Consider the following 20,354-nt stretch of genomic DNA (forward strand, 5'->3'; position numbering starts at 1 on the left):
CGACTATGGCATTTGAATCTCTTTCGGAACGGCTTTCCGGCGTGTTCAAACGGCTGCGGGGCAAGGGCAAACTCACCGAGGCAGACATTAAGGCTGCCATGCGGGAGGTGCGTACCGCACTGCTGGAAGCTGATGTTAACTACAAGGTTGCCAAAGACTTTATTGCAGGTGTAACCGAGCGGGCCATGGGCCAGGAGGTTATGGACAGCCTGACCCCTGCACAGCAGGTGGTTAAAATTGTAAGCGAGGAGCTTACCCAGCTGATGGGCGGCGAGGAAGCCGCACGCATCCGCATTAAATCCAAGCCTCCCACGGTTTTGATGATGTGCGGTTTGCAGGGTAACGGTAAAACCACCCACGCAGCAAAGCTGGGCAAATGGTTTGCCAAGGAGGGCCACCGCCCCCTGCTGGTAGCCTGCGATATTTACCGCCCTGCTGCCATTGAGCAGCTTCAGGTGGTGGGTGCACAGGCTGGGGTGCCGGTGTTTACCATGGGCACCGAAAAGCCTGAGCTGATTGCCCAGAAGGCTGTGGCGCACGCAAAGGACCACGGCAATGACATTGTGATTTTGGATACCGCCGGCCGGCTGCACATTGACGAAGCCCTGATGGATGAGCTCAAGCGCATTCAGCAGACGGTGGAAGTGGATGAGGTGCTGCTGGTGGTGGATGCCATGGCCGGTCAGGACGCTGTGAATGTGGCCAAAGCCTTTGACGAGGCTCTGGCAGTGGATGGCATTATTCTGACCAAGACCGATGGCGATACCCGTGGCGGTGCAGCCCTCAGCGTAAAGGCTGTAACCGGCAAGCCCATCAAGTTCCAGGGTACCGGCGAAAAGCTGGATGACCTGGAGATGTTCCATCCCGGCCGTATGGCCCGCCGTATTTTGGGTATGGGCGATGTTCTGAGCCTGATTGAAAAGGCGCAGGAAGTGCAGGATGAAAAGAAGGCGGAAGAAACCGCTCGCCGTATGCTGGAAAACAAGTTCGACATGAACGATATGCTGGACCAGCTGGCCCAGATGAAAAAGATGGGCGGCATTGCATCCCTGGTTTCCATGCTTCCTGGTGGAAACAAAATCAACCCGGATGACATCGACGAAAAAATCTTTACACGCATTGAGGCAATTATTTACAGCATGACCCCTGCCGAGCGTGAAAAGCCCAGCATCATCAACCCCAAGCGCAAGCGGCGCATTGCCGCAGGCAGCGGTACCACCGTTGAGGATGTGAACAAGCTGCTGCGCCAGTTTGAGATGATGCAGAAGGTCATGAAGCAGATTAAAAAGAATCCCAAGGCCTTTGGCCGTCGTCTGCGCGGCATGTAAGCCCAATTTCCTTTTAGGTATGACACATCGGCAGTTTGCCGTGGGTTTATACGATATTTCAGTGCCCCAAAGGGGCTGCAAACAAATTTTGGAGGTATTACCACTATGGCAGTTAAAATCCGTCTGCGCCGCATGGGCGCCAAGAAAGCTCCCTTCTACCGTGTAGTTGTTGCTGACAGCCGTTCTCCCCGTGACGGCCGCTTCATCGAGGAGATCGGTTACTACGATCCCACCAAGGAGCCCAGCGTTGTGAACATCGACGCCGAGAAGGCTAAGAAGTGGATCGCCAACGGCGCTCAGCCCACCGATACCGTTCGCGTTCTGCTGAAGAACAACAACATCCTGTAAGTTAACGATGGAGGGCAACCCTATGCAGGAATTATTGCTCGCAGTTGCCCGGGGGCTGGTAGACGATAAGGACGCTGTGTCCGTTACCGTTGACGAGCCCTGTGAGGACGGCACCGTTGTGTACCACCTGCAGGTGGCAGAAAACGACATGGGCCGGGTAATCGGCAAACAGGGCCGTATTGCCAAAGCCATCCGTGTTGTTATGCGGGCGGCTGCCGTTCGCAAGGGCGAAAAGGTCATGGTCGAAATCGACTGATTTTTTCACAATTCAACACAGCCAGGCCCTTTGCACAGGTTTGCTGCAAAGGGCCTTTTTTTGTATCTGTGGCAGAATGCCAGGAGGTAATTTGGATGAAGCAATATCTGGAAGCCTGCAAAGCGGTGACCACCCACGGCGTGGCCGGTGAGGTAAAGGTGGAGCTTTGGTGTGATGACGCAGCCTTTTTGGCCAAGTTCAAAACCCTGTACCGAGGCCCCAACGGTGAAAATCCCATTCAGGTGAAAAAGGTGCGTGCCCACAAAAACATGGCGCTGGTAACCTTTGAAGGGGTGGAGGATATGGACGCCGCCCGTGCTATGGTGGGGCAGATATTCTACCTGGACCGGAAGGATGCCCGACTGCCCAAGGGCCATTACTTCAAGGTGGATTTGCTGGGCTGCGCTTTGGTGGATGCAGACAGCGGCCGTGTGTATGGAACCATCCGCAAGGTGGATACCCCGGCGGCCCAGGATATTTATACAGTGGAATGCCCCGATGGTTCCACAGCGCTGTTCCCCGCAGTGAAGCCCTTTTTGGTGCAGATGGACCTGGAGCACAGCCAGGTGCTGGTGCGGCCCATTCCGGGTATGTTCAGCCCCGCAGACAATGGTGACCAGGTATGATGCGGGTAGACATTGCAACCCTGTTTCCGGAAATGTGCCAGCGTGTGCTGGATGAGAGCATTCTGGGCCGGGCTGCCAAACGAGGACACATTGAAACCCACTGCCACCAAATCCGTGACTACACCCTCAACCGGCAAAAGCAGGTGGATGATTACCCCTATGGGGGCGGCTGCGGCATGGTGATGAATGCCCAGCCCATTTATGACTGCTGCATGGACATTATCCGCCAGAATGAGGAACAAGGCCGCCCTCGGCCGCATATCCTGTTTATGACCGCAGCAGGCCAGCCCTTCAGTGAAGAAAAGGCCAAGGAACTGGCCCAGTACGATAATCTGCTGCTGGTGTGCGGGCATTACGAAGGAATGGACGAACGGGTAATTGAGGAACTGGCCGACGAGGAAATCAGCATTGGCGACTATGTGCTCACCGGCGGTGAGCTGGCTGCTCTGGTGGTGGCCGACAGCGTGCTGCGCCTTCAGCCGGGCGTGCTTTCCCAGCCGGAGGGCTACCAGGATGAAAGCCATTGGAACGGTCTACTGGAGTATCCCCAATATACCCGGCCGGAGGAATGGAACGGCCGTAAAGTGCCCCCGGTGCTGCTGAGTGGCCACCACGGAAAAATTGAGGAATGGCGCCGTCAGCAAAGCCTGGAACGCACCCAAAAGCGCCGGCCGGACCTGTACCAAAAATACAAAAAAGAACCTTGAAAGTGCCAGGAAATGGCTGAATCTGGAAAACTTGTTGAAAACTTTTGGTACAAAGCTATGATAATGTTTGAAAATCAATAGAAAATTTGCACAAAGAACGGTTTGGGGTGTTTTGCGGATTCGTAGAACTGACAAAAATTATAAAATACCCTGTACAATCCCTTTAGAATGGGCTATGATAACAGCAAAGAAGCCCATCTAAATCTCTAGAAATAGGAGCGATTCATCATGTTTGTAAAAGAAGTTACCGTACAGAATAAGGTAGGTCTGCACGCTCGTCCTGCAACTTTCTTTATTCAGAAAGCCAACGAGTACAAATCCTCCATCTGGGTAGAGAAGGAGGAGCGTCGTGTAAACGCCAAGAGTCTGCTGGGTGTTCTGAGCCTGGGCATCGTAGGCGGCACCACCATCCGTGTGATTGCTGACGGCGCCGACGAGCAGGCTGCTGTGGAAGGCCTGATTAAGCTGGTAGAGTCTGGCTTTGCTGAGTAATTTCTTTGCATCGGTGTAACAAAAAGAGCGGGTTGCGCGACCCGCTCTTTTTGTTATCCCTGCGCCTTGCGCCAGGGAAGGCCGGGTTTAGGTGATGTACAATAGGCTGGGCGGCGGTTTGCGCTGCGGCTTAACAGGGAGGAACCATGACAAAAGCAGAACTGTACCAAAAGGCAAAGATGCTGCCTCTTTTGCCCGGTGTGTATATCATTCGGGATCAGCGGGATGTTATCATCTACATTGGCAAGGCCAAGCGGCTGCGCACCCGGGTGAGCCAGTATTTCCGTGAAGGGGTGCCCCATGATGCAAAGGTAACCCAGATGATTGAACACGCCTTTGCCTTTGATGTCATTGTGTGCCAGAGTGAGTTTGAGGCCCTGGTGCTGGAGGCCAGCCAAATTAAGGCCCATACCCCCAAATACAACATTCTGCTGAAGGATGATAAGGGGTACAGCTATGTGAAAATTACCAAAGAGGATTATCCCCGCATCTCCGCTGTGCTGCAAAAGGAGGATGATGGCGCCGAGTACATTGGCCCCTACACCAGCAGCTTTGCAGTGCGTGAGATGGTGGAAACTGCCCAGGATGCCTTTTTGCTGCCCCGGTGCAACCGCCGCTTTCCCCAGGATATTGGCAAGGGGCGGCCATGCCTGAATGCCCACATTGGCAAGTGTATGGCTGTATGCAGCGGACGCATCAGTAAGGAGAGCTATCAACAAGCCGTACAGGGGGCTGTGCGGATGATCCGCCACGGCAAAAAGGATATTGTCAAACAGCTGGAACAGCGGATGGAGGAGGCGGCGGAACGGCTGGACTTTGAGCAGGCTGCTCTGCTGCGGGACCAGATTGCTGCCATCCAGAAGGTGAGCGCAGGCCAGAAGGTGGTCATCAGCGAAGATACCGAGATGGATGTAATCGCCTTTGCGGCTTCCCAGCGCAGCAGCTGTGCCGCCATTTTGCGCTACCGCCAGGGCCGGTTGACGGATAAACGGGAGTTTTTATTCCGGGATACTTGGGATTTGAACCAGCTGCGGGAGGAATTTCTGCCCCGGTATTATCTGGATGGGGAGGAAATTCCCAAGGTGATTGCGGTGGATGAACTGCCGGAGGACAGCCAGCCGCTGCACCAGCTGCTGGAGCAGACACGGGGCAGCCGGGTGCAGCTTTATGTTCCCCAGCGGGGGGATACGGCCAAGCTGGTAAACATGGCCTATACCAATGCGGTGGAACGGCTGGCCCGGGAAAGCGGCCGGGTGGACAAGCAGCAGCGCCTGCTGGACGAAGCAGCGGCGGTGCTGGGCCTGGCCGAGCCGCCCCGCATAATTGAAAGCTACGACATTTCCAACTGGGGCGACGGCACCAGTGTATGCGGCATGGTGGTCTTTGAGAACGGTAAGCCCCTCAAGAGCGGATACCGCCGGTTTAAAATACGCACTGTAACAGGCACCGATGACTACGCAAGCATGGCCGAGGCCCTGAGCCGCAGGGCGGCGGAATACGAACAGGGGACGGCTGGCCAGTTTGGAGTGCTGCCCAGTTTGATTCTGCTGGACGGCGGCCGGGGGCAGGTGAGTGCTGTAAGCCAGGCTATTGCAGGCACGGCGCTGGCCCAGGTTCCGTTGTTTGGCATGGTGAAGGATGACCACCACCGCACCCGGGCCATTGTAACCGCAGATGGGCGGGAAATTGCAATTTCCATGCACCGGAACTTTTTTACCTTTGTATCCTCCATTCAGGACGAGGTGCACCGGTTTTCCATTGCGTACCAGCGCCAAAACCAGAAAAAGAAATCCTACGCCTCCAGCCTGACCGCTGTACCGGGGGTTGGCCCGGCGATGGCCAAGGCCCTGCTGGCTCATTTTAAGTCGGTGGGAGCAGTGCGGGCGGCCTCGGTGGAGGAATTGCAGCAGGTTAAGGGGGTTGGCCCCCAGGCGGCCCAGAGGATTTATCGACATTTTCATGAAAACGAACAGGAGTGAACCAATCATGCAAACCAGCCAGTTGTTTGAGGAGGCGGCAGATTACTACCGCAAGCAGCGCAGCGGAGAAAGTCCGCTGGATCAAAATACCACCGTGGCGTTTTTGAGGGAAATTCAGGAGATTTTTGGATACATTCCTGCCTATACCCTGGAAACCGTGGCTCAGGTAACGGGGTACAAGCTGCCCCTGCTGCAAAAGCTGCTGAAACTTTACCCCAGCTTAAAAACCAGCGGCGCTGCCCATGAGATTGTGGTGTGCAGCGGGGGACGGTGCGGCAGCGCAAATGGGGCCTTGCTGGAACAACTTAAGAAGGGGCTGGAAGCCTTGGGACCGGACCGAGCCGTGCTGCGCACCCAGATGTGCTTTAAGCAGTGCGGAAAGGGGCCCAACATCCAGCTGGATGGTCAGCTGATTCACGGCTGCACCCCTCAGACGGTGCAGGAGATTTTGGAAAAAGTTGCCAAATAACAGAAAATAAGCAGGGAAATTTCTTGACAAAGCCCCCCACAGATACGATAATGAAACCATATGCAACACCACCCAAAGGAGGCATCCCATGCGAGTGATTTCTGGTTCTGCCCGGGGCGTAAAGCTCACGGCTCTGCCCGGTGAGGATGTAACCCGGCCTACCATTGACCGGGTGAAGGAAGGAATGTTTAGTGCTTTGCAGTTTGTGCTGCCCGCCGCAAAGGTGCTGGATTTGTTTGCCGGCAGCGGCCAGCTTGGCATTGAAGCTTTGAGCAGAGGGGCGGCCCACTGCACTTTTGTGGATCAAAACCGGCAGGCCGCCGCTGTGGTACAGCGCAACTGCCAGGCGGCTGGAGTGGCAGCCAAAAGCCAGGTGTTACTGACTGATTCGGTGCGGTTTTTGGATACCTGCACCCAGCAGTACCATGTGGTGCTGCTGGACCCGCCCTACCGCAAGGGGATTTTGCAGGAGGTTCTGCCCAAGGCAGCCAGCGTTACCCTGCCCGGCGGCACTGTGTTGTGTGAGAGTGAAGCCGGCATAGAGCTGCCCCAGGAATGCGAAGGGCTGCTGCTGAAAAAACAATACCGATATGGCACCGTTCTGGTGACCCGTTATGAAAAGGAGCAAGTAAGCGATGAACATTGACGAACTGCTGGATTTAATGGAAGAAACCATGGAAGAAGCCTCCGGCCTGCCGTTCTCCGGCAGCAAGCGTATGGTGGACATTGACCGGATGCGGGATATCATTGATGAGATTCGCCTGAACCTGCCCACGGAAATCCGCCAGGCCAAGGCGATTGTGAACGACCGAGCCGAAATTGTGTCCGGCGCAAAGCACGAGGCAGAGCTTATTATTAAAAAGGCAGAAGAGCGGGCACGGATTCTGGTGGGTGAGGAGCAGATTGTGCGGGCAGCCCAGCAGCGTGCCGCGGATATTTTGTCCACTGCTCAGAGCCAATCCCGGGAGATGCGCACCACCGTAACCGAATATTGCGAGAACATGCTGCGCACCACCGAGGAGCAGCTGGCCCGCAATGTGGCCGAGGTAAAAACCGTGCGCTCCAACCTGCGCCAAACCGCTAAAAACGGCGGCTGATTGCCGCAAAAGTCACAAGGTTCCCTGTTTTACATGGTGTAGCAGGGGGCCTTGTTTTTATGTGTGGAAAGTTTTCAACATTTTTACGACAAAAGGTTGAATCGTTTGGCAGAAACCCTGTTGAATTTCACAGTTCTTTTTGGGGCAGATATATTGCAATTCCAGGGCCTGTACCGTATAATAATTTGTATAGTGGGTGAAAGTGGGATTAAGTGGAGCATCTGCTCTCGTGTGCTTGGCAAAGCGGCCCCTTTTGTGCCCGCAGCAGGGGAGGGGAGCGGCCGCCATGTTTATGGGAGAGTACAACTACACCATGGACGAAAAGGGCCGGCTCAATCTGCCGCCCCGCTTTAGGGAACAGCTGGAGCAGGGTATGGTGCTCACCCGCTGGATGGACCAGTGCCTGGTGCTGTTTCCCCAGCAGGAGTGGGAGCGCATCTGCCAAAAGCTCCAAAGCCGCAGCATGGTAAAAACCAGAGATTTGCAGCGGTTTTTGTTTGCCCTTGCCAGCGAGGCTGCGGTGGACAAGCAGGGGCGGATTTTAGTAAGCCCGGCGCTGCGCAGTCACGCAGGGCTGCAAAAGGATGTTACCCTCATTGGTGTTGGCACCCATGCCGAACTGTGGGACACCAAAACCTGGCACGAACGACAGGCGGAGTTCGGCACACAGGAACTGGAAGCCGCCATGGAAGAACTGGAATTATAGGAGAACCTGATATATGGAGTTCAGTCACATCCCGGTACTGTTGAATGAATGTTTGGATGGACTGGCCATCGACCCGGCGGGAATCTATCTGGACGGCACCGCAGGCGGCGGAGGCCATTCCGGCCAGATTGCCCGGCGGCTTACCACCGGTCGGCTGGTAAGCCTGGATCAAGACCCGGATGCCATTCAGGCAGCAGGGAAAGCCCTGGAGGGGCTGCCCGCTACCCTGGTGCAAACCAACTTTTGCAACGCACGGTCCGCTTTGGCAGGGTTGGGCATTTACCAAATTAACGGCGCATTGCTGGATTTGGGTGTGTCCTCCCATCAGCTGGATGACGCAAGCCGTGGTTTTTCTTACCGGGCAGATGCACCCTTGGATATGCGCATGAGCCAGAGCGGCCCCACAGCGGCTGATCTGGTGAATACCGCCAGCCGGGAGGAACTGGCCCGCATTCTGCGGGAATATGGCGAGGAACCCCATGCCTGGGCCATTGCCGGGCGCATTGTGCAGCGCAGGGAGGAGACCCCCTTCGTTACAACCTTGCAGCTGGCCGATGCCATTGCCAGTGCACTGCCTCCCGCAGTGCGCCGCAAGGATAAAAACCCTGCACGCCGCAGCTTTCAGGCACTGCGCATTGCAGTGAACAGCGAGCTGGATGTGCTGAGCCGGGGCATGGATGAGATTTTTGATCTGCTGGCCCCCGGCGGCCGGTTTGCCATTATTACCTTCCATTCTCTGGAGGACCGGCTGGTTAAAAATAAATTTCGTGAGTGGGCCACCGCCTGCACCTGCCCCCCGGAATATCCGGTATGTGTGTGCGGCGGCAAGGCAAAGGCAAAGCTTATTACCCGAAAGCCCATTGAGGCTACCCCGCAGGAGCTGGAAGAGAATCGGCGCAGCCGCTCGGCCAAGCTGCGGGTGATTGAAAAACTGGATTGACCCGTGAACATTGTACTAAACAAAGGAGGTGCGCTGCATGGCTCAGAATGCTTATAATCTGGAACGGTTTGCCAACCGTCCGCTGGAAGACAAACCCCGCATGCGAGCGGTACAGGGCAAGAAGCAACGGCTCAAGCTGGACGCTCAAAAGCTGCGCACCATTGCGGTGGGTGTGGTAATGGCGGGCCTGGCCATGGGCCAGATTCAAAGCGAGGCAACCATTGCCCAGCTGACCAACGCCATTCAAAAAACCAACAAACAGCTGGTGAACGCCCAAAGTGATTACAACTACCTTGCCAGCGTGATGGATAGCAAGACCAGCCTGAAAAATGTGGAGCAGATTGCGATTTCTCAGCTGGGGCTGATGAAGCTGGACAAGAGCCAGATTACTTATGTGACTTTGGAAGAACAGGCAGCCATTCAACGGCCGGAAAGCGGGCTGGATCGATTGATGAGCCAGCTGGAGGACACATGGAATGGATTGTTTGATTATTTGGCCCCCTAAACACCGGGATGGAAAAGCGTGCGCTGGCGCACGCTTTTCTGGTTATAAGGGCATGCAAGGCAAACTAAAATCAAAAAAGAGGACTTTACAGCAATGGCACAACGAAAAAGACCTTTAGCGGCACAGCCCAAAAATAACCGATGGCGGTTTTTGACCATGGGTACCGTGTTTATGCTGGGTGTTTGCATTCTTATCGGTCGTTTGTATTGGCTTCAGGTGATCAAACATGAAGAATACCGAATCGAGGCTGCCAAACAGCAGCTGAAGGATGTTTCCATTACTCCAAGCCGGGGTGAAATTTACGACGCAAACGGAATTGTGCTGGCCAAAAGCAGCATTGTGTGGACCATCGCAGCGGACCCCAGCCAGATTAAGGCACCTAAGGCTGCCGAGGGAGACCTGCGGGACGATGCTACCCGCCGTGAGGAACGGGTGGCAACCGTAAGCCGGGAAATTGCCGATATTTTGGGCATTGACCAGGAGAAGGTATACGAAAGCCTGATGGACGAAACCAGCCAGTACAAGCTGCTGGCCAAACAGGTGGACAAACCCATAGCAGACCAGATCAGCGAATATGCCAGCAAAAATAACCTGGCCATTACAGTAACCCAAGATACCAAGCGGGAATACCCTTACGGCGCCTTTGCAGCCAGCGTGCTGGGCTTTATGCACGCCGATGGCTACGGCTTTTATGGCCTGGAGCGATATTACGAAGATACCCTGGCCGGTGTACCGGGCCGTTTGGTGAGCTTGCGCAACTCGCTGGGCAATGAAATTGCCAACGAGGACCGGGTGGAGTACGAAGCCCAGGACGGCTACAACCTGGTTCTTACACTGGATGTGAATGTGCAGGCCGTGGCGGAGAAATACCTGGAAAACTCGGTAAAGGTGAACAATGTAAGCAACCGGGGCGTGGTCATTGTGATGGATGTGCACACCGGTGCCATTCTTGCCATGGCCACCAAGCCGGACTTTGACCCCAACGAGCCCATGGTGGTTTACGACCCCACGCTGGCCGCTACACTCGAAGGCCTGAGCGACGAGGAATTTGTGCAAAAGCAGGGTGAGGCCCGTCAGTACCAGTGGAAGAACAAGGCCATTACCGAGCTGTATACACCCGGTTCTGTATTTAAAATCGTAACCACCGCAGCGGCACTGGATGCAGGCCTCAGCGAGCCCGAAACCCAGTATCTGTGCCCCGGCGCATACAGCGTGCTGGGCCAGGTATATTCCTGCGCAGAGCATGTGACCCACGGTTGGCAGAATATGGGCCAGGTGCTGTACAACAGCTGCAACATTGCCACCATTCAGGAGGCGCAGCGGTTGGGAGTAACCCTGTTTTCGGAATACTACAACGGGTTTGGATTTACCGAAAAAACCGGCATTGACCTGCCTGCGGAACAGACCCCGGTGGAGGATATTTCTTACCATCCCATGGAAACCATGAGTGAGGTTGACCTGGCCTCCACCAGTTTTGGACAGGCCCAGAAGGTAACCCCCATTCAGATGATTACTGCCGTGGCAGCGGTGGCCAATGGCGGCTATCTGGTGCAGCCCTACATTGTGGATAAGATTACGGACAGTGACGGCAATGTTGTGCAGCAAACAACCCCCACCGTAAAACGGCAGGTTATCAGCGAGGAAGTGGCCAAAGAGGTGCTCACCATGCTGGAAGGGGTTGTGGCCAATGGCGCCGAAGGCGCAGCGGGCCGTAATGCCTATGTGGCAGGCTACCGCATTGGTGGCAAATCCGGTACCAGTGAAAAGCTTGATTTGGGCCAGCGTGAGGGCGGCGGATACGAAAAGGTATCCAGCTTTGCTGCGGTGCTGCCCATCAATGACCCGCAAATTGCCATCCTGGCATTTGTGGATGAGCCCCACGCAGCCACGGAATACGGCTCCATGCTGAGTGCGCCGCTGGTGGGCAATATTATCAGTGAGATTGCCCCCTACCTGGGCCTTGAGATGGATGAAAGCCTGCTGCCCCAGGGAGATGTAACGGTTACCAACCTATTGGATGGCACTTACAGCCAGTGGGATCTGGCACAGGTTCAGCTGAACAAAAAGGGCCTGTACCACCGGAAGGTGGGCTCCGGCACCACCGTGCTGGCCCAGTATCCCCACGCCGGTGCACGGGTGCCGGGCGGCACGACCGTTTATCTGTACACCGACAGTGCGGACTTTACCTACACCGAGGTGCCGGATGTGACCGGAAAGAGCGTGGCTCTGGCCAGTCAGATGCTGAGTGCAGCGGGCTTGAATGTGCGGCTGAGTGCTCAGAATGGCACGGTGACCGAGCAGGACACCACAGCAGGCAGTCAGGTACCCATGGGAACGATTGTGGCGCTGACGGTACAGCCTTCTGCACAGGAGCAGACCGAAGCAGAGGGCGGCTCGGAGAGCGAATCGCAGGCACAGGAACAGACCGAGCAGCAACCCTAATCCACAAAAAGCCCCACAAGCATACATGACAGCGCTGTGGGGGGCATATCGTGGAAATAACAGTACATTATTTTACCACGGCACAGGGCCGGGCCAACGGCCAGGCTCTGGGCCGTGTGTTGCGAAGGAGGCTATTTTATGCAGCCCATTGAAGCGGGCATTCTGCTGCAAGGCTTGGCCGAGCCGGGCCAAACAGCGGGCAAACAAATTTCCGCTGTGGTTACAGACAGCCGGGTCATCTGCCCGGATTGCGTGTTCGTCTGCTTTCCCGGCCAGCGGGTGGACGGCCACGACTTTGCCGCCCAGGCCATCCGGCAGGGGGCAGCATTCGTAGTGGCAAACCACCCCGTGGAGGGGGTACCCACAGAACAGTTGATTCTTTGCCCCAGCAGCCACCAGGCCATGATGACCATGGGGGCCAACTACCGCCGATGCTTTAACCCCTTGATGATTGGCGTTACAGGCAGTGTGGGCAAAACCACCACAAAAGAGTTTTGCTATGCGGTACTTTCGGCCTTTGGCTCTGCCATGAAAACCGAAGGCAACCAAAACAATGAAATTGGCGTGCCAAACACCCTGTTCCGGTTGGAGGATTCTACCCGGTACGCCGTGGTGGAGATGGGCATGAGTGCACTGGGGGAAATCCACCGGCTGAGCTGCGCCGCCCGGCCCAATGCGGGCATCATCACCTGCATTGGGGTGAGCCACCTGGAAACTTTGGGCAGCCGGGAGAATATCCTGAAAGCCAAGCTGGAACTTTGCGACGGGCTGCCGGAGGGGGCACCTCTGGCTCTGAACGGGGACGACGAATATCTGCGCCGTGCCCAGCAGCAGGGGCAGCTGCCCGGCCATGTGAGACCGGTGTGGTTCAGCCTGGAGGACCGTGAGGCAGATGTGTGGGCCAGTGAGATAGAAGCCACTGCACAGGGGCAGCATTTTTATCTGAACGACCGGCTGCACGGCCGATTTGAGGTGTATATTCCGGCGCTGGGCCGTCATAGTGTGAGCGATGCCCTGGCGGCCTATGCTGCTGCCACCCGGCTGGGGCTAGACCCCCAGGTGTGCGCCCAGGCTCTGGGGCAGTACCGGAGCACCGGAATGCGCCAGAACATCCGGCAGGTGGGGGGCATTACCTTTGTGGAGGATTGTTACAACGCCAGCCCGGACAGCATGAAGGCCAGCCTTTCCATGTTTGAGCAATACCCCTGCAGCGGCCGTAAATTTGCCCTGCTGGGCGATATGCTGGAGCTGGGCAGCCTGGAACAGCAGGCCCACCGGCAGGCAGGCTGCTGGGCAGCCGGGGCAGGCCTGAAGGCCTTGGCAGCAGTGGGGCCGGCCAGCCGGGAAATGGCCCAGCAGGCAGGCGAGATGGGCCTGGAAGCCCATTGGTTTGAACAGCCGGAGCAGGCAGCTTGCTGGCTGCTGGAGGTGTTGAAGCCGGGAGATGCTCTGCTTGCGAAGGCCAGCCGGGGCATCAAGCTGGAGGCTGTTTTGAATGCGGTGTACGAACATTTGGAAGATGTGAAGAAATCGGAGTAAGGAGTTTTGAATTTATGGCACGCTATGCGCTGATTTTGGCGGCTGCTTGCGGATTTATCATCGCAGCCGTTTCCGGCATTGTAATTGTTCCTTTTTTACGCAAACTGCACTTTGGCCAAACCATCAAGGAGATTGGGCCTACCTGGCATAACAAAAAACAGGGTACCCCCACCATGGGTGGCTTGTGCTTTATTCTGGCCAGCGTAGTGGGTGTGGTGCTGGCGCTGTGCAGCTTGCTGCACTCCACCCCGGAGCTGTTTGGCAACGCAAGCAGCCAGAACCTGTATCTGGCTGTTTTTGCGGCCTTTGGCTTTGGTGCCATCGGCTTTTTTGACGACTTTATCAAGGTGGTAAAAAAGCGCAACCTGGGGCTGCGGGCCTGGCAAAAAATTGTAGGCCAGCTGGTGGTTACCACCGTGTTCCTGGGTGGTTTGTACTGGAATGGTACCCTGAGTACCTACATCACCCTGCCGTTTTTTGGCATGGTGGATTTGGGCCTGTTGTTTTATCCGCTTTCTTACCTGTTCATTATTTTTGTGGTGAATGCGGTTAACCTGACCGACGGCATTGATGGCCTGTGCTCCTGCGTAACCTTTGTGGCAATGCTGGGCTTTTTGACCCTGGCAGGATTTTTGGGGCAGTTCAATCTTTCGCTGTTTGCGGCGGCTTTGGCAGGTGCCCTGGCAGGCTTTTTGATCTGGAACTTCTACCCGGCCAAAACCTTTATGGGTGACACCGGCAGTATGTTTTTGGGCGGCGCTGTCACCGGCCTTGCCTACGGCATGGGTCGCCCCGAGATTTTGTTCTTTTTTGGCGCGGTTTACATCTGGGAGGCTGCCACGGTGGTGATTCAGGTTACCTACTTTAAGCTTACTCATGGCAAGCGTCTGTTTAAAATGACCCCCATTCACCATTCCTTTGAGATGCGTGGCTGGAGTGAGGTGAAAATTGATGCAGGGTTCAGCCTGCTGGCTGCTTTGTTTGTGGCACTGGGCCTGGCCTTTGCGTATTTTTACTATTGATTGAATTCTCCATTGCGAAAGGAGGCTTGGCCCATGGCTGTTGAGTCTGGCAAGCGAATTCCATACGGGGCTGCCAACCGTCGGCCCGCAAACCGGGCTGGGGGAGCGGCAGCGGCCCGCACCAGCGGACAAAACCGCTCTGACCGCTTGGCCGGTTCCGGTACCAGTACCAGGGCCCGCCGCTCGGCTCCCACACCGCCCTCCGGCCCCGTGCGCCGCAAAAGGGTTAAAAAAAGTTTGGCGCAAACCATTCGGGAACTTTTTTATAAAAATCCCGGCAAGCTGAACGGCGGCTTTGTGGCCACCATGTGCGTGCTTCAGGTGTTTGGCCTGCTGATGCTGTTCAGTGCAAGCTATGCCACCGCTTTGTATAAGTTTGGCAATATTTACGAGTATTTTGGCCCCCAGGTGCTTTATGCCTGTGTGGGGTTGGTGGCTATGTGGGTGGCCTCCTATTTTGATTACAACAAGCTGCGGCCAATGGCCCGTGGCCTGTATATCATCTGTTTGATTCTGTTGGTTTTTGTGCTGTTTATGGAGCCCATCAAGGGATGCAAACGATGGATTAATATTGAGCATTTTCCCAGCATTCAGGTAAGTGAGATTGCAAAGTTTGGGCTGATTGTAATGCTGGCGGACTGGTTTTCCCGCTACGAAAAGCGCATTGAGGGCCGCCTGGGCGGCATCAAGCCTGGCGAAAACCTGTATCTGGCAGTTATCATGCCCGGCCTGTTTCTTATGCCGATTCTGGTTTTGCTGCTGCTGGAGCCCCACCACAGTGCCATGATTATCATGACCTGCATCACTGCGTCCATCATGTTTGTGGGCGGCGCATTGATGCGCTGGTTTGTGTGTGCCGGTGTTACGGTGGGGGCTGCCTTTGCGGTGCTTCTGGTGACCAAGGGCGGCTATGTACAGGAACGGCTTCAGGGCTGGCTGGACCCTTTTTCGGATATGCAGGGTTCCACTCAGCAGACCGGCCAGAGTCTTTACACCATCGGCTCCGGCGGATTGTTTGGCGTGGGCATTGGCAACAGTGTGCAGAAGCACATGTGGCTGCCGGAAGCGCAAAATGACTTTATCTTTGCCATTCTGTGCGAGGAGCTTGGCATGGTAGGCGCACTGGTTTGCATTTTGCTGTTCAGCATGCTGATTGTACAGGGCATTGTGATTGCCCGAAAAGCCCCCGACCGCTTTGGCACCCTGCTGGCCATTGGCTGCATTGCCCAGATTGGCTTTCAGTTCTGGTTCAATGTGGGTGTGGTTACCAACACCATTCCCAACACAGGCATCAGTCTGCCGTTCTTTTCTTCGGGTGGTACCAGCCTGATGCTGCTGCTGGGCCAGATGGGCATGATTTTGAGTGTAAGCCGGGCAGGCAACCGAAGGCAGGCAGAGCTGAAGGCCGCCAGGGAGCAGGCCAAAGCCCAGCAGATGCAGGCTGAATTTGAAAAACAACAACAAAATCCCTACGCCAGATTTCGATCCGGCCGGGAATAACGGGAAGGAGCACGGTTCATGCGTGTACTGATTGCAGCCGGCGGCACTGCCGGTCACATCAATCCGGCTTTGGCCATTGCGGGGGTTATCCGCAAACACTGCCCCCAGGCAGAAATTCATTTTGCAGGCCGCAAAGCGGGCATGGAATACAAACTGGTAACGGCTCAGGGCTACCCCTTTCACCACATTGAGGTGAACGGAATCCAGCGCAGTTTAACCCCTAAAAATCTGGTGCGCAATGTGCAGGCTGTGTGGAACCTGGCTCTTTCCGGGCCGAAGGCAAAGGCCATGATGAAGGAGGTACAGCCGGATTTGGTGATTGGCTGCGGCGGCTATGTAAGCGGCCCGGTGGTGCGCTGTGCAGCTAAGATGGGCATTGCTACCGCCATTCATGAGCAGAACGCCTTTCCCGGTGTGACCAACAAGCTGCTGGCAAAGGATGTGGACCTGGTGTTTGCCGCAGTGGCTGCTGCGGTGGAAAAACTAGGTGCACCCCAAAAGACCAAGGTTGTGGGCAACCCGGTGCGCCCGGAAATGTTCCAGCAGGACCGGCAGGCCGCCCGTGCCAAATTGGGCGCAGGGGACCGCACCGTCATTTTGAGTTTTGGCGGCAGCCTGGGTGCACGGCGCATCAATGAGGTAGTGGCCGACCTGGCAGCCTGGGAGATGAAAAGCAAGGCGCCGGTACTGCACATCCATGCCACCGGCAGCCGGGGTGTGGAACTGTTTGCAGAGCTGGGGCGGCAAAAAGGATTTGCTGGCTATGAGGGCATTCAAGCCAGGGAATACATTCAGGATATGCCCCAGATGCTGGCCGCAGCGGATTTGGTGATTGGCCGGGCAGGGGCACTGACCCTGGCGGAACTGGAAGCAGTGGGACGGGCAGCGATTTTGATTCCCAGCCCCAATGTGGCGGAAAATCACCAGTATTACAACGCACTGGAGCTGCAAAAGGCCGGTGCTGCCCTGGTGCTGGAAGAAAAAGACCTTACAGGGGAACGGTTGGTGGAGCAGGTGCAGAGCCTGCTGGCCCAGCCTGGTAAATTGCAGGAAATGGGCCGGAAGGCCCGTACCCTGGCTGACCCGGACAGCCTGGAAAAAATCTGGACTGCGCTGGCAGAGTTGTTGAAAAAACAGGGGAAATCTGTTGAATAAAACTGAAAAATAACATTTTGTATAGGAATAACGGGAGGAATGGACAGTGAGCAAGCAGAAACGGAACAAGGAACCGCAGCGGCGCCCCCAGGGTGCTGGGGCATCCCGTGCTCCGGGTGCAGCCCGTCCGGCACAGCGCAGTCAAACAAGGCCGCCCAGAGCGGTGCCCTTTGACCGCCAGACGGAGCCAGCAGTGTTTGCCGGTGCATCCTCCCGCCAAAGCGTACCGGGCGGCAGCAGGTCGGGTCAGTCTGCGGCCGCCCGCAGAACCCAGACCGCTTACCCCCGTTCCGCAGCCAGCGGCAGGCAGCCGCAGCAGGGCCGGCAGAGCCAGAGAGAACAGCAGCTGCGGGCCCAGCAGCGCCAGCGCCAGACCCGTTCGGCACCGGTGCGCACCTCCAAGCCGCCCCGGCGGCTGACCCAAAGCGAGATGCGCCGCCGGCGCAGACGGCGTAATTTTTTGCTGGCGTTGCTCACCCTGATTCTCATTGGTGTGGGTGTGGCTCTTTCGGTGACGGTGCTGTTTCAGGTGAAAAGCTTCCGGGTGGAAAATCTGGACAAGAGCACCCCGCCCAATACCGGCATTTATACCCAGGAGGCTATTTTGAGCACGCTGGATGTAAAAGTAGGCGATAACCTGTTCTCCTTTTCGGCGGCAGAAAAGGAAAAACAGATGCTGGTTGCGCTGCCCTATCTGGAAACGGTGCAGATTCGCCGCAGCCTGCCCAGCACCCTGGTGATTCGGGTTGCACCCGCTACCGAGACTTGGTGCGTGCAGACCGATGGCGGTTGGGCAACCCTGAGCGCAGGATTGAGTGTGATGAAGGTGGATACCGTCCAGCCGGATTTGCCTCAGCTGCGGGGCATCCAGGTGGGGCAGCTGCTGCCCGGCTACCAGCTTGCCAGCCAGGATGAAGAGCAGATGGACCAGCTCAGCCAGCTGCTGGATGTGATGGACCAGTACGACATGAAGAACGAGGCCACCCTGGTGGATTTAAGCAACCCCAACGAGGTGTATTTTGTGTACCAGGGCAGGGCCAAGGTATTGCTGGGTACCCTGAACAATCTGGACTACAAGATGAAGTTTGCAGCCTGGATTTTGAAAAATGAGGACGGCAAGGGTGTGGAAAGCGGCGAAAGCGGCCGTTTGGATGTATCCCACCAGATGAGCGACGGCACCTTGCAGCCGGTGTGGACACCGGGAGATATTGAGGAGCTGACCCGTCCCAGCGAAACTGCCCAGCAGACCCCGGCACCGGATACTTCGGCCCAGCCCCAAACCAGCCAGGCGCCGGAAGGGGAGAATGGAGCCCAGGCCACGGCAAGCCCCCAGCCTGGGCAAGGAGCTGAGGCTACCCCCACACCACCGGCAGAAGGTCAGCCCACAGCTACCCCCACGCCACCGGCAGAGGAACAGCCCACGGCTACGCCAACCCCACCGGCAGAGGAGCAGCCCACCCCCATCCCCACTGCGGTTCCTTGAGCCGAAACAGCGATCGGCAGGCAGGGACTATCCTATCTTTAAAAACAGCCCCAAGGAAATTGGGGCTGTTTTTTTATGCAAAGAAATGCCCCTGGATGCAAACGGGTTAAACCGAAGGAAATGCGGGGAGAAAGAATTTGGGGACAGAGCTGTGGATGGGGATAGAATCTCTTTTAAACAACACATAATTGTAGTATAATAAATCAATAACCCTGCCCGGCCCGGCAGGCCCTTTCGGCCTGGCCCGGCAAATGGCCAAAGGGCGGCGGGGAAGCGACCAAATCCGGGCCAGAGGCCTGGGAATGAAGAAAGGAATTCACAGTCCTATGTGTGGAATTGTTGGCTTTACCGGCCTGCGGGAAAAGCGGGAAGAAATTTTAAAAGCAATGATGGATGCTATTGCCCATCGGGGACCCGATGGAGAGGGCAGCTATTTTGGGCAGGAGGTGGCCCTGGGCCATCGGCGCCTGTCCATTTTGGATCTGGAAGGCGGCGCACAGCCCATGTTCAATGAGGACAAGGCCCTGTCCGTTGTGTTCAATGGCGAGATTTATAACTTTATGGAGCTGCGGGATGAGCTGATTCAGAAAGGCCATACCTTTGCCAGCGACCATTCCGATACCGAAGTACTGCTCCACGGATACGAGGAGTGGGGCCAGAACCTGCTGGGCCGCCTGCGGGGTATGTTTGCCTTTGCCATCTGGGACAGCCGGGACAACAGCCTGTTTTGCGCCAGAGATTACTTTGGCATCAAGCCCTTTTACTACTACCTGACCCAGCAGCAGGAACTTTTGTTTGGCAGCGAAATCAAGAGCTTTTTGCACCACCCTGGGTTTGATAAACAAATCAACCGTCAGCAGCTGGAGCTGTATCTGACCTACCAGTATTCTCCCGGAGAGAACACCTTCTTTGAAGGAGTGAAAAAGCTGCTGCCCGGCCACTGCCTGCTGTGGAAGGATGGCCAGGTGACCATCCGCCGTTACTGGCAGCCCAGCTTTGACCCTGCCAAGGAAGGCACGCTCAACGACTGGGAGGAGCGCATTGAGCAGGTGATGAAGCAGAGTGTGGCTGCCCACAAGATCAGTGATGTGGAGGTGGGCTCCTTCCTTTCCTCTGGCGTGGATTCCAGCTACATGGCCTATCTGGCCCATGTGGACAAAACCTTTACCGTGGGGTTTGCAAACAAGCAGTACGACGAAACCGACTATGCGGCAGAGTTCAGCAAGTTCATGGGCGTGAATAACTATGCCTACCGCATTGAGCCGGAGGAATACTGGGAAAATCTGCCCCGGATTCAGTACCACATGGACGAGCCTCTGGCCGACGCAGCCAGCGCCGCTTTGTACTTTGTAAACCGGGAAGCTTCCAAGCAGGTAAAGGTCTGCCTTTCCGGCGAGGGTGCCGACGAATTCTTTGGCGGTTACAACATCTACAAGGAGCCGTTCACCGTGTCCTGGTACGATAAAGTGCCCCTGCCCCTGCGCCGGGCTGTGGGTGCAGTGGCGGAGCGGATGCCCGCTGTACCCGGTGTGAACTTTTTGGTGCGCCGCAGCCGCCCCCTGGAGGAGCGTTACATCGGCAATACCAACCTGATGAGTGAGCGGCAGAAGAAAAAGCTGCTGCGCAATTACAGCGGCGCAGTAAAACCCACCGACCTTTCCCGCCCGTATTTTGAGCAAACCAAGGGCCAGGAACCGGTGGTGCGGATGCAGTACACCGACCTGCACCTGTGGATGGTGGGCGACATCCTTTTGAAGGCG

At 56.3% G+C, this 20,354-nt stretch carries 20 protein-coding genes; all 20 read left to right on the forward strand.

Going from position 1 to position 20,354, the window contains the following annotated elements:
* Positions 1-5: 5 nt before the first annotated feature.
* A complete protein-coding gene (gene ffh, locus ACH2EM_RS00225) occupies positions 6-1,328 on the forward strand; it encodes a signal recognition particle protein (protein WP_395150007.1) in 1,323 nt (440 codons plus the stop codon).
* Between the two features lie 105 nt (positions 1,329-1,433).
* On the forward strand, positions 1,434-1,676 hold the full coding sequence (gene rpsP, locus ACH2EM_RS00230) for a 30S ribosomal protein S16 (protein WP_395150008.1): 243 nt from the start codon (positions 1,434-1,436) through the stop codon (positions 1,674-1,676).
* A gap of 22 nt (positions 1,677-1,698) precedes the next feature.
* A complete protein-coding gene (locus ACH2EM_RS00235; protein ID WP_395150009.1) occupies positions 1,699-1,932 on the forward strand; it encodes a KH domain-containing protein in 234 nt (77 codons plus the stop codon).
* Between the two features lie 95 nt (positions 1,933-2,027).
* Complete coding sequence (gene rimM, locus ACH2EM_RS00240) at positions 2,028-2,558, forward strand: ribosome maturation factor RimM (RefSeq protein WP_395150010.1); 531 nt, start codon at positions 2,028-2,030, stop codon at positions 2,556-2,558.
* On the forward strand, positions 2,555-3,265 hold the full coding sequence (gene trmD, locus ACH2EM_RS00245) for a tRNA (guanosine(37)-N1)-methyltransferase TrmD (RefSeq protein ID WP_395150011.1): 711 nt from the start codon (positions 2,555-2,557) through the stop codon (positions 3,263-3,265). The genes rimM and trmD overlap by 4 nt, the downstream gene beginning before the upstream one ends.
* Positions 3,266-3,493: 228 nt before the next feature.
* Positions 3,494-3,757, forward strand: a complete 264-nt coding sequence (locus ACH2EM_RS00250; RefSeq protein WP_395150012.1) for an HPr family phosphocarrier protein — start codon at positions 3,494-3,496, stop codon at positions 3,755-3,757.
* Positions 3,758-3,903: 146 nt separating this feature from the next.
* On the forward strand, positions 3,904-5,736 hold the full coding sequence (gene uvrC, locus ACH2EM_RS00255) for an excinuclease ABC subunit UvrC (RefSeq protein WP_395150013.1): 1,833 nt from the start codon (positions 3,904-3,906) through the stop codon (positions 5,734-5,736).
* A gap of 7 nt (positions 5,737-5,743) precedes the next feature.
* Entirely contained in the window at positions 5,744-6,205 is a 462-nt protein-coding gene (locus ACH2EM_RS00260; RefSeq protein ID WP_395150014.1) for an NAD(P)H-dependent oxidoreductase subunit E, read from the forward strand.
* Between the two features lie 88 nt (positions 6,206-6,293).
* Entirely contained in the window at positions 6,294-6,851 is a 558-nt protein-coding gene (gene rsmD, locus ACH2EM_RS00265; RefSeq protein ID WP_395150015.1) for a 16S rRNA (guanine(966)-N(2))-methyltransferase RsmD, read from the forward strand.
* The gene (locus ACH2EM_RS00270) at positions 6,841-7,302 is read left to right on the forward strand and encodes an ATPase (RefSeq protein ID WP_395150016.1); all 462 of its coding nucleotides are present in this window, start codon (positions 6,841-6,843) and stop codon (positions 7,300-7,302) included. The genes rsmD and ACH2EM_RS00270 overlap by 11 nt, the downstream gene beginning before the upstream one ends.
* 286 nt (positions 7,303-7,588) lie before the next feature.
* Positions 7,589-8,008: a division/cell wall cluster transcriptional repressor MraZ gene (mraZ, locus tag ACH2EM_RS00275; RefSeq protein ID WP_395150017.1), complete on the forward strand. Its 420-nt coding sequence runs from the start codon at positions 7,589-7,591 to the stop codon at positions 8,006-8,008.
* A 13-nt stretch (positions 8,009-8,021) separates the two neighbouring features.
* Positions 8,022-8,948, forward strand: coding sequence for a 16S rRNA (cytosine(1402)-N(4))-methyltransferase RsmH (gene rsmH, locus ACH2EM_RS00280; RefSeq protein ID WP_395150018.1), 927 nt, complete (start codon positions 8,022-8,024; stop codon positions 8,946-8,948).
* 37 nt (positions 8,949-8,985) lie between these two features.
* Positions 8,986-9,453, forward strand: a complete 468-nt coding sequence (locus ACH2EM_RS00285; protein WP_395150019.1) for a hypothetical protein — start codon at positions 8,986-8,988, stop codon at positions 9,451-9,453.
* A gap of 93 nt (positions 9,454-9,546) precedes the next feature.
* Positions 9,547-11,895, forward strand: coding sequence for a penicillin-binding transpeptidase domain-containing protein (locus ACH2EM_RS00290; RefSeq protein WP_395150020.1), 2,349 nt, complete (start codon positions 9,547-9,549; stop codon positions 11,893-11,895).
* 138 nt (positions 11,896-12,033) lie between these two features.
* A complete protein-coding gene (murF, locus tag ACH2EM_RS00295; protein WP_395150021.1) occupies positions 12,034-13,434 on the forward strand; it encodes a UDP-N-acetylmuramoyl-tripeptide--D-alanyl-D-alanine ligase in 1,401 nt (466 codons plus the stop codon).
* Between the two features lie 14 nt (positions 13,435-13,448).
* The gene (gene mraY / locus ACH2EM_RS00300) at positions 13,449-14,456 is read left to right on the forward strand and encodes a phospho-N-acetylmuramoyl-pentapeptide-transferase (RefSeq protein WP_395150022.1); all 1,008 of its coding nucleotides are present in this window, start codon (positions 13,449-13,451) and stop codon (positions 14,454-14,456) included.
* Positions 14,457-14,489: 33 nt separating this feature from the next.
* Complete coding sequence (locus ACH2EM_RS00305; RefSeq protein ID WP_395150023.1) at positions 14,490-15,956, forward strand: FtsW/RodA/SpoVE family cell cycle protein; 1,467 nt, start codon at positions 14,490-14,492, stop codon at positions 15,954-15,956.
* Positions 15,957-15,974: 18 nt separating this feature from the next.
* Positions 15,975-17,111 (forward strand): undecaprenyldiphospho-muramoylpentapeptide beta-N-acetylglucosaminyltransferase, encoded by a 1,137-nt coding sequence (gene murG / locus ACH2EM_RS00310; RefSeq protein WP_395150024.1) that lies wholly within the window; start codon positions 15,975-15,977, stop codon positions 17,109-17,111.
* Between the two features lie 46 nt (positions 17,112-17,157).
* On the forward strand, positions 17,158-18,594 hold the full coding sequence (locus ACH2EM_RS00315) for an FtsQ-type POTRA domain-containing protein (RefSeq protein WP_395150025.1): 1,437 nt from the start codon (positions 17,158-17,160) through the stop codon (positions 18,592-18,594).
* A gap of 326 nt (positions 18,595-18,920) precedes the next feature.
* Positions 18,921-20,354: asparagine synthase (glutamine-hydrolyzing) (gene asnB, locus ACH2EM_RS00320; protein ID WP_395150026.1), on the forward strand; the 1,434-nt coding region annotated here is incomplete at its 3' end.

The organism is uncultured Allofournierella sp. (assembly GCA_944382705.1).
Taxonomy (GTDB): Bacteria; Bacillota; Clostridia; order Oscillospirales; family Ruminococcaceae; genus Allofournierella.